15 protein-coding genes are annotated in these 17,481 nt (G+C 65.9%); 10 read left to right on the forward strand and 5 right to left on the reverse strand.

Going from position 1 to position 17,481, the window contains the following annotated elements; translation table 11 throughout:
* Nucleotides 1-2: 2 nt before the first annotated feature.
* Nucleotides 3-2,006, reverse strand: coding sequence for a peptidase U32 family protein (locus AC2YJX_RS19855; protein ID WP_228894871.1), 2,004 nt, complete (start codon nt 2,004-2,006; stop codon nt 3-5).
* A 220-nt stretch (nt 2,007-2,226) separates the two neighbouring features.
* Here AC2YJX_RS19855 and AC2YJX_RS19860 point away from each other — a divergent pair, with 220 nt between their 5' ends.
* Nucleotides 2,227-2,901, forward strand: a complete 675-nt coding sequence (locus AC2YJX_RS19860) for a hypothetical protein (protein ID WP_228894873.1) — start codon at nt 2,227-2,229, stop codon at nt 2,899-2,901.
* Nucleotides 2,902-3,158: 257 nt separating this feature from the next.
* Complete coding sequence (locus AC2YJX_RS19865) at nt 3,159-4,289, forward strand: branched-chain amino acid ABC transporter substrate-binding protein (RefSeq protein WP_487257169.1); 1,131 nt, start codon at nt 3,159-3,161, stop codon at nt 4,287-4,289.
* An 80-nt stretch (nt 4,290-4,369) separates the two neighbouring features.
* Here AC2YJX_RS19865 and AC2YJX_RS19870 read toward each other — a convergent pair whose 3' ends face one another.
* Complete coding sequence (locus AC2YJX_RS19870) at nt 4,370-5,374, reverse strand: GlxA family transcriptional regulator (RefSeq protein WP_228894875.1); 1,005 nt, start codon at nt 5,372-5,374, stop codon at nt 4,370-4,372.
* A gap of 101 nt (nt 5,375-5,475) precedes the next feature.
* Between AC2YJX_RS19870 and AC2YJX_RS19875 the strand changes: the two genes are divergently transcribed.
* The 4 genes from AC2YJX_RS19875 to AC2YJX_RS19890 all read left to right on the forward strand — a co-directional run bounded on the left by AC2YJX_RS19875 (nt 5,476) and on the right by AC2YJX_RS19890 (nt 8,925).
* Nucleotides 5,476-6,096, forward strand: coding sequence for a LysE family translocator (locus tag AC2YJX_RS19875; RefSeq protein WP_487257053.1), 621 nt, complete (start codon nt 5,476-5,478; stop codon nt 6,094-6,096).
* Between the two features lie 64 nt (nt 6,097-6,160).
* A complete protein-coding gene (locus AC2YJX_RS19880; protein WP_487257054.1) occupies nt 6,161-6,406 on the forward strand; it encodes a hypothetical protein in 246 nt (81 codons plus the stop codon).
* Nucleotides 6,407-6,464: 58 nt separating this feature from the next.
* On the forward strand, nt 6,465-7,856 hold the full coding sequence (gene tadA, locus AC2YJX_RS19885; RefSeq protein WP_487257055.1) for a tRNA adenosine(34) deaminase TadA: 1,392 nt from the start codon (nt 6,465-6,467) through the stop codon (nt 7,854-7,856).
* 85 nt (nt 7,857-7,941) lie between these two features.
* A complete protein-coding gene (locus AC2YJX_RS19890; protein WP_487257056.1) occupies nt 7,942-8,925 on the forward strand; it encodes an LD-carboxypeptidase in 984 nt (327 codons plus the stop codon).
* Nucleotides 8,926-8,991: 66 nt separating this feature from the next.
* On the opposite strand, the gene AC2YJX_RS19895 is transcribed toward AC2YJX_RS19890, so the two are convergent.
* A complete protein-coding gene (locus tag AC2YJX_RS19895) occupies nt 8,992-9,345 on the reverse strand; it encodes a hypothetical protein (protein WP_487257057.1) in 354 nt (117 codons plus the stop codon).
* A 332-nt stretch (nt 9,346-9,677) separates the two neighbouring features.
* On the opposite strand from AC2YJX_RS19895, the gene AC2YJX_RS19900 reads away from it, so the two are divergent.
* From AC2YJX_RS19900 to AC2YJX_RS19910, 3 genes are all read left to right on the forward strand, one after another.
* Entirely contained in the window at nt 9,678-10,607 is a 930-nt protein-coding gene (locus AC2YJX_RS19900) for an adenylate/guanylate cyclase domain-containing protein (RefSeq protein ID WP_199727006.1), read from the forward strand.
* 118 nt (nt 10,608-10,725) lie between these two features.
* Nucleotides 10,726-13,290, forward strand: coding sequence for a penicillin acylase family protein (locus AC2YJX_RS19905; protein WP_487257058.1), 2,565 nt, complete (start codon nt 10,726-10,728; stop codon nt 13,288-13,290).
* Between the two features lie 23 nt (nt 13,291-13,313).
* Nucleotides 13,314-14,321, forward strand: a complete 1,008-nt coding sequence (locus AC2YJX_RS19910) for an asparaginase (protein WP_487257059.1) — start codon at nt 13,314-13,316, stop codon at nt 14,319-14,321.
* 70 nt (nt 14,322-14,391) lie between these two features.
* Here the strand turns inward: AC2YJX_RS19910 and AC2YJX_RS19915 are convergent, their stop codons facing one another.
* On the reverse strand, nt 14,392-15,018 hold the full coding sequence (locus tag AC2YJX_RS19915; RefSeq protein ID WP_487257170.1) for a hypothetical protein: 627 nt from the start codon (nt 15,016-15,018) through the stop codon (nt 14,392-14,394).
* Between the two features lie 221 nt (nt 15,019-15,239).
* On the opposite strand from AC2YJX_RS19915, the gene AC2YJX_RS19920 reads away from it, so the two are divergent.
* The gene (locus AC2YJX_RS19920; RefSeq protein WP_487257060.1) at nt 15,240-15,971 is read left to right on the forward strand and encodes a hypothetical protein; all 732 of its coding nucleotides are present in this window, start codon (nt 15,240-15,242) and stop codon (nt 15,969-15,971) included.
* A gap of 215 nt (nt 15,972-16,186) precedes the next feature.
* Here AC2YJX_RS19920 and AC2YJX_RS19925 read toward each other — a convergent pair whose 3' ends face one another.
* Nucleotides 16,187-17,461, reverse strand: coding sequence for an acyl-CoA dehydrogenase family protein (locus AC2YJX_RS19925; protein WP_055393845.1), 1,275 nt, complete (start codon nt 17,459-17,461; stop codon nt 16,187-16,189).
* Nucleotides 17,462-17,481 lie beyond the last annotated feature (20 nt).

A 17,481-nucleotide genomic window follows, 5' to 3' on the forward strand; every position in this document is an offset into this window, starting at 1 on the left:
CGTCAGTGCGCGTTCTGCGGCCGGGCTTTGTAGAAGGTCAGGGGGATCTCGTTGGCCTGGTTCAGCACCTGGCGCTTGATCTTGCCCACCACATGCATTTCACAGGGCTTGCAGTCAAAGCGCAAGGTCAGCTTCTCCTTGCCGTTGATCAGCATCAAGGGTTCGGCCTTGATGGTGCCTTGCACGCCCGTCACGCCCTTGGCCTGCTTGGGGCACAGGCTCATCGAAAAGCGCACGCAGTGCTTGGTGATCATGAGGCTGACTTCGCCTTCCTCTTCGTGCGCCTCGTAGGCCGCGGCGATCACCTTCACGCCGTGGCGCACGTAGAAGTCGTGGGCCTTGTGGTTGAACACGTTGCCCAGAAAGGAGAGCGTGTCTTCAGGGTAGAGCGCAGGGGGTTCCACGGGCGTGGCGCGTGGCAGGCGGGCGAAGTTGCGGGCGCGGCTGGCTTCCAGGTCGGCTACGGCATCGCGGCGCAGGGCATTGAGCACCGAGGCGGGCACAAACCACGGCTGCGAGAGCTGCAGCGCAATGTCATGCACCGCAAACACCGTGGCGCCAAAGCGGCCCAATTGCTCGCGCAGGCTGGCCTCGGCCTTGGTGGCGTCGGTAGCACTCTGGTGGGGTTGCAGCACGTCGGCGCAGCCCACATTGCCGTCCTCGTCGGTCAGCAGCAGGCTGAAACCCGTGGGCGTTTCGCTCAGTTGCGCCCACAGGCCGATGCGGCGGTCGCTGGATTTTTTCTCCAGCGTGCGCACCCAGTCCATGTCGCGGTTGCGGTTGACCTCGGTGCCCTTGCGCAGGTCCTTGAATCCTTCCATCGGGTCTTTGGGGTACACCCGCCACTGGCCGACGCTGCGGGCCGACACGGGCTCGGCCACGTTGATGGCCATGCCCACCAGCTCCTTGTGCAGGTCGTAGTAGCACAGGCCGTCGCCGTTGTGCAGCACGGTGGCGGGGTCGCTCAGTTCCAGCTCCACAAAGTCTGGGCCCAGCTTGGTTACCCAGCCGATGGCCTGGCCGGGGTTCTTGGGGGTGTCGAATGCGCCGATGTCTTCCTTGCGGCCCGTCACGAAGTAGTCGGTGAACTCGCGGTTGAAGTTCTGCAGCGGGTCGGGCGTGAAGGTGAAGGTGGTGCGACCGCTGGACGAGCGCGACAGCGGTCGGCCTTGGGCCTCGCGCTCTTCGATGATCTCGTCGAGCAAGGTGCGGTAGTGGGCGGTGATGTTCTTCACGTAGCCCATGTCCTTGTAGCGCCCTTCGATCTTGAAGCTGCGCACTCCGGCGTCGATGAGCGCGCGCAGGTTGTCGCTCTGGTTGTTGTCCTTCATGGAGAGCACGTGCTTGTCGTGCGCAATGAAGCGGCCCTGCGCATCCGTCACCTGGTAGGGCAGGCGGCAGGCCTGGCTGCAGTCACCGCGGTTGGCGCTGCGGCCGGTCTGCGCATGGCTGATGTTGCACTGGCCGCTGTAGGCCACGCACAGTGCGCCGTGGATGAAGAACTCGATGTTAGCCCGGCCGGGGGCGTCCACTGGCCCCAGGGCCTTGTGCACGGCGGCGATCTGCTGCACCGTGAGCTCACGCGCCAGCACGATCTGCGAGAGGCCTGCGTCCTGCAGAAAGCGCGCTTTTTCGGGCGTGCGGATGTCCGTTTGCGTGCTCGCGTGCAGCTGGATGGGGGGCAGGTCGATTTCGAGCAGGCCCATGTCCTGGATGATGAGGGCGTCGGCACCGGCCTCGTACACCTGCCACGCCATTTTGCGAGCGGCCTCCAGCTCGTCGTCGCGCAGGATGGTGTTGAGCGTGATGAAGATGCGGCTGTTGAAGCGGTGCGCATGCTTCACCAGGCGTTCGATGTCGCGGATGTCGTTGCCCGCACTGGCCCGCGCGCCAAAGGCTGGGCCGCCGATGTAGACGGCATCGGCGCCGTGGTTGATGGCTTCGATGCCGATGTCTGCGTCGCGCGCGGGCGAAAGCAGTTCGAGCTGGTGGGGCAGGAGAGACATGGGGCGTGATTATTTCAGTTTCGCGGTGCCGTGGAGCTTCCGTCGGGTATCGGGCACTGCACTTTTGGTAACCATGTGACGATGCATTGTGCGGTGGGGGTCTGGTACAACGGGCGCAGCGTGCAAGCCTCGGCGGCCACCCCATGGTCTCTGTGAACCGCGTTCTTGCAAGGCCGTCGGCATCGTCGGCCACCCCGTAAAACCCAGTGAAAGGACTCTGATGAGCACCTCCCGCGTGAAGAAGCCCACCCAGCTGACACTGGCGATCAATGACCTCGACTTTTGCTACCTGCCGCCTCGGCTCAGCTTGTCTCCCATGCGGCACAACGACTTGGTCTGCACGGTGGACTGTTCGTGGTTCTTTTCCGAAGGTGCCAACCACATGGTGTTTGCACTGGACTGCACCGGCGGGCAGGGCAGCTACAACCCTCACTGCGGGCCGATCTACCGCCATGGCCAGAACCTTTGGTCCGAGGCCCGGGGCTTCATCATCTTTGCGGACGGCATGGTGATGGCCGAGCGATGGAACGGCACGGCCATGCCGGGGCTGGTGACGGTTACCAACACCTCGGGGGCGATCTTCAACCCGGCGACGCACCCCGTATTCACGCTTCGCGTCCAGGCCGGCTATCGGATGGGTGGGTTTGCCGACCGGATGCGCATCACCATCCACCAGGGCATCGCGGCCGATGGCCCGGTTTTGTTCGAAGGCGAGGTGACCGGGGCCGGGTGGGGCTGGGACTGGACGGGGTCGCACAAAGTGGCCATTGCCGGTATTGGTCCGCACTTCGTGACCCCCAATGACACGGGCTGCGTGGAAGAGCGCGTACCCCGCGACGCACCGAACGCCATCCTGCCGTTTACCAACTTCAAGTTGCGGATGGTGAAAGGTTGAGCGCTTGCCAACGGGCGCGCTGCCGCTCAAAGGGCAGCTTCATAGGGTGACTTCGGCGAATCATCTTGCGCCATTAGCCGTTTTAATGGCCCAGCAAATTACTAAGCTTGCATAGCAATTGGCGACGGCAAGGGAGGATGGTGGCTAGGATGCCGTGCGTTTTGCCCCGAAATGGTGCGCAAAGGCTGCGACTATATTTTTTGGAGATTTCTACCGTGTTCCGAGCTTTCACCCGCCTGCGTCCGTCGTCTTTTCCCGTGTCCGTTGTGCAGCTGGCTGCCGTGGGTGTGTGTGTTGCCGCCGCCACTGCAGCCACCGCACAGGATGTGCAAACCGTCAAGATCGCCCACGCCGGCCCCGTGTCGGGCGGCATTGCCCACATCGGCAAGGACACTGAAAACGGCGTGCGCCTGGCGATTGACGACCTGAATGCCCAAAACCTCGTGATCGGCGGCAAGAAGATCAAGTTTGAAATTGCGGCCGAAGACGACGCGGGCGACCCGCGCCAGGCCACCGCCGTGGCGCAGAAGCTGTGCGACCAGAAGGTGGCGGGCGTGGTGGGCCACCTGCAATCGGGCACGTCCATCCCCGCATCGGCCATCTATGCCAAGTGCGACCTGCCGCACATCACGGCATCGGCCTCCAATCCTGACCTGACCAAACCCGGCCACAAGACCACCTTCCGCCTGATCGCCAACGACAACGCGCTGGGCGCGGCGCTGGCCCTGTTTGGTGCCGACCATCAGAAGCTCAAGAGTGTGGCCATCATCGACGACCGCACGGCCTACGGCCAGGGCGTGGCCTCGGTCTTCAAGGCCACGGCGCAACAAAAGGGCCTGAAGGTGGTGGCTGAGGAGTTCACCAACGACAAGGCCACCGACTTCATGGCCATCCTCACCGCCATCAAGAACAAGAAGCCCGATGCGATCTTCTACGGCGGCCTGGACGCGCAGGCCGGCCCCATGCTGCGCCAGATGGAGCAGCTGGGCCTGGGCAATGTGAAGTTCTTTGGCGGCGACGCGCTGTGTACCGAAAAGCTGCCCGAGCTGTCGGGCAAGACCCCAGCGCTGAAGAACGTGACCTGCGCCACCGGCGGCGCATCGGTGGACAAGATGCAGGGCGGCGCCGACTGGAAGAAGCGCTACGACGCCAAGTTTCCCGGCCAGTTCCAGATCTACAGCCCCTATGCCTATGACGCCGCCATGGTGCTGGCCGACGCCATGAAGCGCGCCAATTCGGTGGACCCGAAGGTGTTTACGCCCTTCCTGGCCAAGGCGGAATACAAAGGCGTAACGGCCAACATCGCCTTCACCGCCAAGGGCGAGCTGACGACGCCCGCTGTGACGCTCTACACCTTCAAGGACGGCAGCCGCGTGGCGCTGAACTGAGGGGTCGCCCGCGCATGGATCGGTGCCGGTGGACTCGGGCACCCGATGGTCCTGCCTGCAGAGTGGAAGCGGAGCTTCAGTCAGTCCCTCGGACCGCCCGCGCGGGCCGCTCCGGGGCTGGTGCCGTAGTGCCGCCGGAAGAGTCGTGCCAGGCTGCTGGCGTTGCCCAGACCCACCTCGTCAGCGATGGCGGAGAGGCTGTGGTGTGAATGGGTTACGCGCCAGTGGGCGTGTTCCATGCGCATCGCTGTCCAGTGGTTGTGAGCGCTGTGGCCGAAGCGCTCGGTGAACAACCGATCCAGCTGTCGGCGGCCAATGCCGATGCGCTCGGCGATGCTGGCCACGGTAAGGCCGTCGGCCATGGAGGTGCGCATCAGCGCGACCGCACGCACCAGGTGGCGGCCCAGGTCCGGCCCGCCGCCTTCCATCGATTGCAGGTGGTGCCCCTGGTGGCGTGGTTCGTCCACCAGCATGTCGGCCAAGCCCTTGAAGGCGCGCTCCCGGCCGCAGTGGCGTGACAGCAACTCCACCGCCATGTCGATGGCCGCGGTGCCGCCCGCGCAGGTGATGCGGTCGCGGTCAAAGCAATAGATCTGCTCGCTGGCCACCGCTATGCGTGGGAAGGCATGGCGGAACTCGGTCACATGGCGCCAATGCAGCGCCACGCGGCGGCCTTTGAGCAGACCCGCCTCGGCGAGCAAAAAGCTGGCGTTGTCGATCGCCACGAGGGGCAGGCCCCGCGCTGCAGCCTGTCGCAGCACGGGCCCATGGGTGTGCACATGTCCCAGCGACGCTTGCACCGTGCGGCTGCCAAACACCACCAGATAGTCGAATGCCGCCAGGTCCACGGAGTCAGGCGTGGCCTCCATCGTCACCTGCACCCCGCTGCTGGACACCACGGGCGCGCTGTCGACGCCCATCAGCGTCCAGGCGCAGTAGCGCTGGCGGCTGCGGTCCGCTTCGTCGGCCGAAAAGCGCAGCTTGTCCAGAAACGCGCCAAATGGCAGCAGCGCGAAGTCGGGTAGCGGCATCAAGAGCAGGCGTACGTCTGGGCGCTGGAGAGGGCGGTCGTTGGCGGTGCTCATAAGGTATCCATTTTGGTATCAAAAATAGCCAGATTGGATTGCATACCACGGACAGGAGGTGCCTAGACTCCAGACCATGCTTTTCCAAGAAGGGTGCTGCGATGGAACTGAAAATATGGCTCGTCTACCTGTTGGCGGTCATCGGGCTGTCCTTGACCCCGGGGCCCAACAGCCTGCTGGTGCTGGCCCATGGCGCGCTGCATGGGCGCGTGCGCACGCTGTGGACCATTGCGGGCGGGGCGGTGGGCTTTGTGAGCCTGATCGGGCTGTCCATGCTGGGCATCGGCGCGCTGCTGCAGTCGTCGGCCCACGCGCTCACGGTGATGAAATGGGTGGGCGGGGCGTATCTGGTGTGGCTGGGCATCCAGCTGTGGCGGGCGCCGGCCATGCAGGTGCAGGCCTTGCCCCGTGCTGCGGGACCGGCATCGGTGACGGGCGGCAGGATGTTTCGCCAAGGGCTGCTGGCAGCCATTTCTAACCCCAAGGTGCTGCTGTTCTATGGGGCCTTCCTGCCGCAGTTCATCGCGCCGGGGCGCGACCTGTGGGTGCAGTTCGTGGCCATGGCGGGCACCTTCGCGGCGGTGGAATGCCTGGTCGAATTCGGCCTGGCGAGCGTGGCGCACCGCATCCGGCCCTGGTTGCAGCGCACGGGCCGCAAGTTCAACCGTGCCTGCGGCGGGTTGTTCGGCCTGATGGGGGCGGCGCTGCCAATGACGCACTGACTGAAGGCAGGGAAGGCCTTGCCCGGTTTACAGTGCAGTCCTGCACAGCATAGGGAGCACAGGCATGCGGGGATTGTTTGGTTTGGTGGGGCTGGTTGTCGTGCTGGCCATCGTGGGCCTGTTGGCCAAGAAGCAGTTGTCGGCCACGCGCGCCCCGGTGCCCGCGCTGCAGACGGCGCCCGGGGCCGACCCTGCGTCGGCACCGCCTGTCACCGTGCGCGACAAGAGTCAGCAGATCCAGCAGCAGGTCAAGCAACAGGTGGAAGGCCTGATGCAGCAAGCCCGGCCCATGCCCGACGAGGAAAAATAAGCGAAATTGGCCCCAGGCGCTTGTATATCAAGCGCTAGTAGCTATCATTTAAATAGCAATGACCCTTGACCAAGATTTGCACTGGATGCGCCTGGCCCTGGCCGAGGCGCAGGCAGCCGCGCAAGCGGGTGAGGTGCCCGTGGGCGCCATCGTGGTCAAGGACGGCCAGGTCATCGCCACGGGCCGCAATGCCCCCGTGGAGGGCCACGACCCCACGGCCCACGCCGAGATCGTGGCCCTGCGCGCGGCGGCGCAGCGGCTGGGTAACTACCGGCTCGACGGCTGCAGCCTCTACGTCACGCTGGAGCCTTGTGCCATGTGCAGCGGCGCCATGCTGCATGCGCGGCTGGCGCGGGTGGTGTACGGTGCGGCAGATCCCAAAACAGGCGCGGCCGGTTCGGTGCTCAACCTGTTCGGGCATCCCGAGATCAACCACCAGACCCAGGTGCGAGGCGGGGTGCTGCCCGAAGAATGTGGCGGTCTGCTCAGCGGCTTTTTCCGCCAGCGCCGCCATCAGCAACGCACCGAGGCACTGGCCCGCCATCCGTTGCGGGACGACGCTTTGCGCACGCCCGATGCGGCGTTTGCCAACGTGCCCGGCTACCCCTGGGCGCCTCACTACATCAGCGATCTGCCCAGCCTGGCGGGCCTGCGTTTGCACACCCTCGACGAAGGTCCTCGCGATGCGCCCCGCACCTGGCTGTGCCTGCATGGCAACCCGGCCTGGAGCTACCTGTACCGGCGCATGCTGCCCACCTTTCTGGCTGCAGGCGACCGCGTGGTGGCGCCCGACCTGATTGGCTTTGGGAAAAGCGACAAGCCCAAGAAAGAGGGCGCCCACCAGTTCGAATGGCACCGCCAGGTGCTGCTGGAGCTGGTGGAGCGGCTCGATCTGTGCAACGTGGTGCTGGTGGTGCAGGACTGGGGCGGCATGCTGGGCTTGACGCTGCCCATGACCATGCCGGATCGTTTTGACGGCCTGCTGGTGATGAACACCCTGCTGGCCACGGGCGATTCGCCACTGCCTGCCGGATTTGTCGACTGGCGTGCCATGTGCCGCGACAAGCCTCTGTATGGAGTAGGGCGCCTGCTGGCGCGTGGCAACCCGCATCTGACGGCGGCGGAGTGCGCTGCCTACGATGCGCCGTTCCCGGACAAAGGCTACCGCGCCGCGTTGCGGGCCTTTCCAGAACGCGTGCCCGCTGCTGCGGGTGACCCGGGCGCCGCCGTGTCGCGCGCGGCCCGCGATTTTTGGCAGCACCAGTGGCAGGGCCGCAGCCTGATGGTGGTGGGTGCGCAGGACCCGGTGCTGGGCCTGCCCACCATGCGTGCGCTGCAGCAGTGCATCCAAGGCTGCCCCGAGCCCATCGTGCTGCCCCAGGCCGGCCACTTTGTGCAGGAGCATGGCGAGGCCATTGCCACACAGGCTGTGGAATACTTCGCGCACTGACTTGTCCGTTGGCGCCGCCTGACCGCATGTGGCGCCCGGCATTCCCCCTGTTTACGGAGCAGGCCCCTCGGCGGGTCTGAGCGCTTTGCACGACCACCATCACGACCCTTCCCATTGCGACCACGACCACGGTCCCAAGCACATCTACATCTACTCGCCCTCCAGCGCCGTGCGCGACAAGGCCGCCTTCAAGCGCGGCATTGCCCGGCTCAAGGCCCTGGGCCATGAGGTGGAGGTGGATGAGGACGCGCTGGCCACCCACACCCGCTTTGCGGGCGACGACGAAACCCGGTTGGCCGCCATCCACCGTGCAGCGGCCAGCGGCGCCGATGTGGCGCTGATCTCGCGCGGGGGCTACGGCCTGTCGCGCATCCTGCCGGGCATCCGCTACAAGGCGGTGGCCAAGGCGATTGAAAAGGGCATGCACTTTGTGGGCGTGAGCGATTTCACCGCCTTCCAGCTGGCCGTGTTGGCCAAGACGGGGGCCACCACCTGGGCGGGGCCATCGCTGGGGGCTGACTTTGGTGTGGCGGGCGAGCCCGACGACATCATGGAAGCCTGCTTTGACGACCTGCTGACCGGCCACGGCGAAGGCACGGGCTGGCGCATGAACAAAGAGCAGCCCAACGCCGCCACGGGCAAGCCCGCTGTACCCAATGTCTATGTGAAAAGCGCCACGCTGTGGGGTGGCAACCTGGCGGTGCTGGCATCGCTGGTGGGCACGCCGTATTTCCCGCAGGTCAAGGGCGGCGTGCTGTTCATCGAAGACGTGCACGAGCACCCCTACCGCATCGAACGCATGCTGACCCAGCTGCTGCACGCCGGTGTGCTGGCCCAGCAGAAGGCTGTGGTGCTGGGGCAGTTCACCAACTTCAAGCTGGCACCGCATGACAAGGGCTACAAGCTGCAGTCGGTGGTGGACTGGCTGCGCACCCAGATCAAGGCGCCGGTGCTGACCAACCTGCCGTTCGGGCATGTTGAAACGAAGGTGCTGCTGCCCGTGGGCGCGACGGTGTCGCTGTCGGTGGAAGAGCGCGATGCGCTGATCTACTGGGGGCACCAGCACTGACGCGGTGAGGCCTTTACCCGCATGACACCGCCACAACGGCGGTTTGCCACGCGCGCGTGGTGCGCGTCAGGAGGGGGTGTGAGGGGCGGCCTGTGCTGGGCGCAGGGCGCGTGGGAGCTGCCCCTGGAACAGCTGGGTGACCTGGTCGATCACGCCCCGGGCACCGTGCTCACCCTGCAGCGGCACCAGTGTGCTGAAGAGGTCGGTGCGCAGGTACCACAGCGCCTCGATGTCGCCGGCATAACGCAGCCGCATGTTCATGCGTGCCACCTCGCAACCGGTCATGCCGGCGAGGCTCTGCAGCATGGCCCGGCGCACCTCTTCCAGCCCCTGGTTGCGCACCCATGCCGTGGACGACGGCTTGTCACGGCCCAGCAGGTCGTGAAGGTTGTTGCGGAGAGTCGGCTTGTTCCAGCGCATGGCGGGGTGAGGGCGGGCTTTTTGTAACAGGGACGGCCAAAGTAAGCGGGAGCGAGGTGCAGCGCAAGGGGCGTGCTCCTGTTTTTGCATAAAGACAACAACTTGCCCCGGCTTGTTGCGAATTTTTACGTGTTGGTGGATTTTCAGGCGACCGGGGTTGCACCTCCCTTTCGCGACGCTGACGATGTGCGGAGTCGTTGTGGTGAACGCTGCAACCGCCCCTTTCGCTGCGGCTGCGGCCTCAGGCAACACTTGTTGGCGCTTTGAAGGGTGCGCAGCCAGGGCGCTTGCACTAAACTGATTCACATGATGTTACCAACGGGCCCGCGTTCATGAGTGTGTTGTCGACGATGGTCTTTGCGGACATCTCAGGCAGCACTGCCTTGTATGAAGCGCTGGGCAACGAACGCGCTACCGAGGCCGTGACGCAGGTCACCCAGTGGATTGGTGACACCATCGAGGCCCACGGCGGCCGGGTGGTCAAGAAGCTCGGGGATGGGGTGCTGGGCGTCTTTGGCGATGCCTCCAGTGCGGTGTCTGCAATGGCCACCATGCTGCGCCAGCACAAGGTCCGCCTGGACCGCTGGCCCCATCCCTTGCGCATGGAGATCCGCGTGGGCGTGGCCAGCGGCGAAGTGGTGGATGTGGATGGCGATTGTTATGGCGACGCCGTCAACGTGGCTTCCCGGCTGTGCGAACGGGCCGGGCCCGCTGAAATCTGGGCTACCGAAACCACCGTGCTGCTTGCGGGCACGGCGCCCGATGTCTGGTACCGCAAGCTGGGCATGATGGACATTCGGGGCAAGGCCGAGTTGCTCATGCTCTACCACGTCGAATGGCGTGAGGACGAAGCGCCCGATTCCCTCACCATGCAGGCGGCACTGGTCAGCAACTTTGCACCGGTCGATTCCATCCTGGGGCAGATCCAGTTCTCCTGGCATGGGGTGGACCGCACCTTCACCTCGTCGGATGCCCCGGTCATGGTGGGGCGGGCCGAGCATGCCCAGCTGCGCATCAACGACCCGCGCGTGTCGCGCCTGCATGCGCGCATCGACTGGCGCAACAGCGGGTTCGTGCTGACCGACATGAGCAGCTTTGGAACCTGGGTGCGGTTCGAGGGCAGCGACTCGCCCGTGCGCTTGCGGCGCGATGCCTGCATCCTGCATGGCGCGGGGCACATTGCGCTGGGCGTTTCGTTCAACGAGCCCAGTGCGCCGGTCATGAGCTTTCATGTGGCGGGCGGCAGTGTGCACTTGAGCTGACACGCGCAGAGCTGGCGGCTCCTTCTGCATTGCAGTGTGGCCGCAGCGCAGGCGCGGAGCCACCATGGCTTTGCGTGCACAACATCAACAACAAGACCAACGGCAGGAGACAAGAAACATGGCATGGATGAAGCGGACAGCCCTCGGGCTGGTGGCAGTGGCGCTGCTGGCAGGCGCGGGCGCGGCGGTGTATGTGCAGCGCAGCTTTGCACAACTCGATGGTTCCCTGGCTGTGGCGGGGCTCAGCGAAGCAGTACAGGTGCGGCGCGATGGCGCCGATGTCACCCACATCCAGGCTCAGACCCCGCAGGATGCCTGGTTTGCAATGGGCTATGTGCATGCGCAGGAACGCACCTGGCAGTTGGAATTCAACCGCCGGGTCATGCACGGCCAGCTGTCCGAGGTTTTTGGCCCTGCCACGGTCGAGACCGACAAGCTCATGCGCAGCCTGGACATCATGGGCGTGGCCCGGCGGCAGTACGCAGGGCTGCCGCTGTATGCCCAGGAGGCCTTGCAGGCCTACAGCAAGGGCATCCATGCCTTCCACCAGAAACGTCCCCAGGCCTTGCCACCGGAGTTTCTGGTGCTGGGCGTGCAACCCGGAGGCGCCGCAGGCGCGGTGTGGGAGCCCGAGGACAGCGTGGGCTGGGCGCTGATGATGGCGCTGGACCTGGGTGGCAATTGGGGCACCGAGTTCGCACGCCTGTCGGTGGCGCGCACGCTGGACACCGACCGGCTGTGGCAACTGATGCCACCCTATCCGGGGGAGCCGCCCGCTGCGTCCGCAGACCTGGCGGCGCTGTATCGCCAGCTGGGGGTTTATCGTGCACCTGCCGCCGGTGCTGCAGCGGCTGCTGTGGCGCCACCCAACCGCGAAGGTCCGTTGTCCCGGCAGATCAGCGCCGGCATGCTGGCCTGGGCCGACGAGCTGACCCGCAACGCAGGCACCAACGAGGGCAAGGGCAGCAACAACTGGGTGATTGCGGGCACCCGCACCGTGAGCGGCAAGCCGCTGCTGGCCAACGACCCGCACCTGGGCCTGTCGGCCCCCGCCATCTGGTACTTTGCGAGCCTGCAGGCCCCTGCGGGCAAGGCGTCTGACGGTACGCCCTTGGGCCCCATTGATGCCGTAGGCGCCACCTTGCCTGGCCTGCCCTTCGTGGTGCTGGGCCGCACCGACAAAGTGGCCTGGGGCTTTACCAACACCGGTCCCGATGTGCAGGACCTGTATCTGGAGCAGATCAACCCGGCGGACGCCACGCAGTACCGCACCCCAGACGGCTGGGCGCCGTTCACGGTGCGCAACGAAACCATCCGCGTCAAGGGCGAGGCCGACCTGTTGCTGCAGCTGCGCAGCACGCGCCATGGCCCCGTGCTGAGCGACGTTCAGAAGTCGCACGCCGAGGTGCTGGACCTGGGCAAATATGTGATCGCGCTGCGCTGGAGCGCGCTGGACGATGACAACCAGACCGTGCTGGCGGGCTTCAAGACCAACCAGTCCAAGAGCGTGGATGAGCTCTTTGCGGGGCTGGCGCACTACCACTCGCCGATGCAAAGCGTGGTGGCTGCGGACGATCAGGGCAACATCCGCTTCAAGGCCGCAGGCCGTGTGCCGCTGCGCGATACCGCCAACGACATTCGGGGCGTGGCGCCTTCGCCGGGCTGGGACGCGCGCTACGACTGGAAGGGCTGGCTGCCGTATGAGCAAACCCCGCAGGACGATGGTGTCAGCGGAGGGGCGGGCGTCCAGGGCGCCCGGGGCTGGATCGCCACGGCCAACCAGCGCGTGACGGCGCCAGGCTACCCCCACTTTCTGACGCAGGACTGGGCCTTGCCCTACCGCTACGAACGCATTGCGCAGCTCATCGAGGCCACGCCCAAGCACGACGCGGCCAGCATGCAGGCCATCCACCGCGACGTGACCTCGCTCGCAACGCGGCGCCTGCTGCCGCACCTGCAGCAGGCGCAGTCCACGCACCCGCTGGCCGCCGCTGCGCAGAAAGAGCTGCAGGGCTTTGACGGCGTGATGGACGCGGGCCGCGCCGCGCCGCTGATCTTTGTGGCCTGGACGGACGAATTGGCACGCGGCCTGATCATTCCGCGCATTGGCGAAGACCGGTTCACAGCCACGTATGGCAAGCGCGACTACCGCGCGGCCATTGAAGGCATTCTGGAGCGCAACGACACCTGGTGGTGCCAGCCCGCATCGTGTGCCGAACAATCTGCCGCTGCCCTGGGCCGCGCGCTCGACCGCTTGCAGACTGCGTATGGCGCGGACCCGGCCCAGTGGCGCTGGGGCGCGGCGCACCCGGCGCTCAGCGCGCACCGGCCCTTCGGCAACGTGCCCGCACTCGCGCGTTTCTTCGATGTAAGCGTGCCCTCGCACGGCGATTCGTACACCGTGAACGTGGGCCAGTACAACGCGGGCGAAGCCTCTGGCCCGTACGTGAACCGCCACGCCGCCTCGCTGCGCGCGGTGTACGACCTGGCCGATCTGGAACAGTCACGCTTCATTTACCAAACCGGTCAGAGCGGGCTGGTGTTCTCGCCGCGCTACCGCGACATGAGCACCACCTGGGCCGAGACCGGCTATCGCGCGCTGCAGCGCCAGCCCGCGCGCTGGATGCACGAGCTCACACTCACGCCTTCCACTGCCGCCAGCAACGCCGCTGCTGCGCAGTGATGCAGGCTGCAAGAAAGCACACCATGGGTTTTGTACCGTTGATCGAAGTCAACCGCGGCGGACTGGTCGAGTGCCAGCACTGGGGCGCAGTGGCCGTGGCCGACCGCGACGGCAGGGTATCGGCCCAGGTGGGTGACCCGTACACCGTCACTTTCACCCGCTCCACCATCAAGGCGTTCCAGGCGCTGCCTTTCATGCAGTCGGGCGGAGCCCGCGCGCTGGGCTGGGGGCAGGGCGAGCTGGCGCTGCTGTGCGCCAGCCACAACGGCGAGCCCATGCATGTGGCGCAGGCCGAGCGCATGCTGGCCAGCGTGGGCAAGGACTACCACGCGCTGCGCTGCGGGTGCCACCGGCCGCTGTTTGCCGAGCTGGGGCTCGCCTCGCTGCCACAAGGTTTTGTGCCAGACGAACGCCACAACAACTGCAGCGGCAAACACGCGGGCTTTGTCGCGCACTGCGTGCAACAAGGCTTGCCGCTGGACGATCACCTCGACCCAGCGCATCCGCTGCAGGTGGCCATTCGCGACCACGTTGCGCAAGCGGTGGGGCTGGCACCAGAACAGCTGGCCATGGGCATTGACGGCTGCTCGGCGCCCAACTACGCCATGCCGCTGGCCAGCCTGGCCCGGGGCTACGCTCGCCTGGCCGGTGGTGCACCGGACACGGACCTGGACCAGAGCCTTGCCGAACTGGCCGATGCCATGGTCGCCCGGCCCGAGCTGGGCTCGGGCACCGGCCGGCACGACCTGGACTTTATACGGGCCGGGCAGGGCGACTGGGTATCCAAGACCGGCGCCGACGGCGTGCAGGTGGTGGGCAGCCGTAGCCGGGGCGAGGCCTTCGCGCTCAAGGTCATGGACGGCAACATGGTGGCGCAGGTGGCCGCCGCAGTGGAGGTCATGGACCAGCTCGGCTGGCTCGACGCCCGGCAGCGCGAGGCACTGGCGCCGCGCCGGTCGGGCCGTATCCTCAATGCCCGGGGCCTGGAGGTCGGCGGGCGCAGGGCCGTGTTCCAGCTGCGGCCTGTCTGAACCGGGAAGCCTGACGCCGCGCGGCGGCAGGCCGGATTCGAAAAATCAATTAAAAAATGGCCCTAGCGCTTTATGGGTAAGCGCTAGCAGCTATAAAAAAAGTAGCAAATGGCTCTGTGTCCGGCAGCACATACACCACGCCGCGTGCCTGGCCGAACACAGGCGCGATGAACTGGTTGTAGAACGCCTCGGGTGCGTTCACGCAGCCGTAGCTGATGCGCTTGTCGCTCACGCCCCGGCTTGCCAGGCGTTGCTGGCGGCGCTCAGCGGCATGAACGCTGCGCACGCGGTGCAGCGAGACGGCGGATTCATAGTCGATCCACACAATGTCGTCGCCGCGCAGGTTTCGCCCGGGTTCTGTCACGAACCGGCCAGCGGGCGTGGTGCGCTCCTCCGTGCGGATCTGTGACAGTGGCCGCTGCCCAATGTCCGGCGCAGACCGGTCGCCCAGCGCCGCGCCCAGCAGCACCGGAGCACTGCTCAGCCACTGCCCCTGGGCCGAGAACACATGGATGCGGGCGGTGGGCTTGTCGATCACGGCAAAAGGCAGACCCTGGTGGTCGCCGGTTTCGGTGGCCCAGCGCACCAGCTGGCGGGCCGTGGCCGAGGTGTCCCTGGGCAATTCCGCTGCGGCCGCAGGCAAGGTCCCCAGTACACCCGCAGCAGCCATGGCGGTCAGGGCAAAACGGCGGTTCATAGTCAAAAGTGGCATGTCGTTCATCCAAGCGCCGTACCAGGCCCCCACCTGCCGAAACTGGCGCGCCCCAGGCCAGTGCACCCGTGGATCTGGCTTTGCCAGTCCACCGGGTGCGTCCCCCTCAGGGGGAAGGCGCCGCAGGCGACTCAGGGGGAATTTCAATTTTCGCCCAATAATGCCTGTACCCGCGACTCTTGCGAAGCCTTGCGCTTCGGCCTCTCATGTTTGACCGCCTCCGCAAAGCATTCGGTACTTCCGGCTCCCCGGGTTCGGACCTGGGCCGGCCTGCCACCAACCGGGACGTGGCCCGCTGGGCTGCGAAACAGCAGCTGGCCATCGTTGCACATTCCACCGAGGGGCATTTCGATCTGGGCGGTGACATCCACGGCCACCCGTGGCGGCTGGAATGCGGTACACCCACACGCGACTACGTGTCGGGCCTGGAGCTGCGCGGGCGCGCCGACGTGGGCGCCGACCCCGATGCCGCCGTGATGGTGATCAACCGTCCCTTGCAGGAAATTCTGGAAGGCACGGCCTACACCGCCATCACCGATACGCTGCAGACCGCGGTGAGCAGCAGCCTGCCCGAAGAAATGCGCTGGTTGTCCATGTACGAGGAAATGGCCTGGCCCGGCCTGCCCGTGTCATTCCGCGAGCACTTCGCGGTGGTGGCAGAGCGCATTGAGCTGGCCCAGCGCTGGATCCATGCGCCCGTGGTCTCGCAGCTGCTCAATGCCGTGGAGGGGGAAGGGGGCTCCGAACGGGCGAAATCGCCCATGGTGCTGATGCTGGCGCGTGGCAAGGTCTACCTGCGCATGGAACACACGCAGCGCAGCCTGGCCGAGATCGCGCATGCCAAGCAACTGCTGCTGGTGGCCGGGCAGGCGGCCCTGCAGAACCTGCCGCCCATGTCGGTGGCGGGGCCGGACGACGTGCCCAACATCACCCGGTAGCGTTCCAGCCAGCGCCTGCGCCAAAGAAAACGCACAACGGAGCCTGTGGCCCCGTTGTGTGTTCTGCAATATGTTCCCGCAGGTTATGACGCTGGCACGCTGCAAGCCAATGCCCTGCGCAAGGGTCGCCCAGCCGCGTTGGGTGCGGTTCCCTCCCGCGCGTAGTGCGAGAGAGGAGGGGGAAAGGCCCAAGGGGCCTCTGGGGGGATTTCCAGTCAGCTTCCACGGGTGACGGGCACGGCCGCATCACGGCCGTAGGTGCCGTACTTGCCCAGCTCCCACTTGGCAATGGCGTTGCGGTGCACCTCGTCCGGGCCGTCTGCAAAGCGCAGCGTGCGTGCACCGGCGTAGGCATAGGCCAGCGGGAAGTCATCGCTCATGCCGCCGCCGCCGTGCACCTGCATGGCCCAGTCAATCACCTGGCAGGCCATGCTGGGTGCCACGACCTTGATCATGGCGATCTCGGTCTTGGCGACCTTGTTGCCAGCCACATCCATCAGCCAGGCGGCCTTGAGCGTGAGCAGGCGCGCCATGTCGATCTTGCAGCGGGCTTCGGCAATGCGCTCTTGTGTCACGGTCTGCTGGGCCACGGTTTTGCCAAACGCCACGCGCGACGAAGCACGCTTGCACATCAGCTCCAGCGCGCGCTCGGCCAGGCCGATCAGGCGCATGCAGTGGTGGATGCGCCCGGGGCCGAGGCGGCCTTGAGCGATCTCGAAGCCACGGCCTTCCCCCAGCAGGATGTTGGAGACGGGCACGCGCACGTTCTCGAACGTCATCTCGACGTGGCCGTGGGGCGCATCGTCATAGCCCAGCACGTTCAGCGGGCGGACGATGGTGATGCCCTTGGCATCGGCGGGTACCAGCACCATGCTCTGCTGCGAATGGCGGGGTGCGTCGGGGTCTGTCTTGCCCATGGTGATGAACACTGCACAGCGCGGGTCGGCCGCGCCGGAGATCCACCATTTGCGGCCGTTGATCACGTACTCGTCGCCCTGGCGCTCGATGCGCGTCTCGATGTTGGTGGCGTCGCTCGATGCCACGTCGGGCTCGGTCATCGCAAAGGCCGAGCGGATCTTGCCGTCGAGCAGCGGCTTGAGCCAGCGGGCCTTGTTGGCATCGTCGCCGTAGCGGGCAATGGTTTCCATGTTGCCGGTGTCGGGTGCCGAGCAGTTGAACACCTCGCTGGCCCATGGCACGCGGCCCATGATTTCGGCCAGCGGCGCGTATTCCTGGTTGGTCAGGCCCGCGCCTTCGTAGCCCGAGGCGGCGGCGCTATCGACCGGCAGAAACAGGTTCCACAACCCGGCAGCCTGCGCCTTGGGCTTGAGGTTCTCGATGGTGTTCAGCGCGCTCCAGCGCTTGCCTGCGGCTGTGTTGGCGGCCAGTTCGTCTTTGTAGGCAGACTCGTTCGGATAGATGTGGTCATCCATGAACTGGAGCAGCTTGGCCTGCAGTTCCTTGGTTTTGGGCGAGTAGTCAAAGTCCATGGGTTTCTTCTCCGTTGGTA

The organism is Acidovorax sp. SRI_002 (assembly GCF_057586455.1).

Bases quoted from the DNA above. Each gene is read 5' to 3' on its own strand.
- AC2YJX_RS19855 (WP_228894871.1), bottom strand. From the start codon at position 2,006: ATGTCTCTCCTGCCCCACCAGCTCGAACTGCTTTCGCCCGCGCGCGAC.
- AC2YJX_RS19860 (WP_228894873.1), top strand. From the start codon at position 2,227: ATGAGCACCTCCCGCGTGAAGAAGCCCACCCAGCTGACACTGGCGATC.
- AC2YJX_RS19870 (WP_228894875.1), bottom strand. From the start codon at position 5,374: ATGAGCACCGCCAACGACCGCCCTCTCCAGCGCCCAGACGTACGCCTG.
- AC2YJX_RS19875 (WP_487257053.1), top strand. From the start codon at position 5,476: ATGGAACTGAAAATATGGCTCGTCTACCTGTTGGCGGTCATCGGGCTG.
- AC2YJX_RS19880 (WP_487257054.1), top strand. From the start codon at position 6,161: ATGCGGGGATTGTTTGGTTTGGTGGGGCTGGTTGTCGTGCTGGCCATC.
- tadA (WP_487257055.1), top strand. From the start codon at position 6,465: ATGACCCTTGACCAAGATTTGCACTGGATGCGCCTGGCCCTGGCCGAG.
- AC2YJX_RS19895 (WP_487257057.1), bottom strand. From the start codon at position 9,345: ATGCGCTGGAACAAGCCGACTCTCCGCAACAACCTTCACGACCTGCTG.
- AC2YJX_RS19900 (WP_199727006.1), top strand. From the start codon at position 9,678: ATGAGTGTGTTGTCGACGATGGTCTTTGCGGACATCTCAGGCAGCACT.
- AC2YJX_RS19905 (WP_487257058.1), top strand. From the start codon at position 10,726: ATGGCATGGATGAAGCGGACAGCCCTCGGGCTGGTGGCAGTGGCGCTG.
- AC2YJX_RS19910 (WP_487257059.1), top strand. From the start codon at position 13,314: ATGGGTTTTGTACCGTTGATCGAAGTCAACCGCGGCGGACTGGTCGAG.
- AC2YJX_RS19915 (WP_487257170.1), bottom strand. From the start codon at position 15,018: ATGAACCGCCGTTTTGCCCTGACCGCCATGGCTGCTGCGGGTGTACTG.
- AC2YJX_RS19920 (WP_487257060.1), top strand. From the start codon at position 15,240: ATGTTTGACCGCCTCCGCAAAGCATTCGGTACTTCCGGCTCCCCGGGT.
- AC2YJX_RS19925 (WP_055393845.1), bottom strand. From the start codon at position 17,461: ATGGACTTTGACTACTCGCCCAAAACCAAGGAACTGCAGGCCAAGCTG.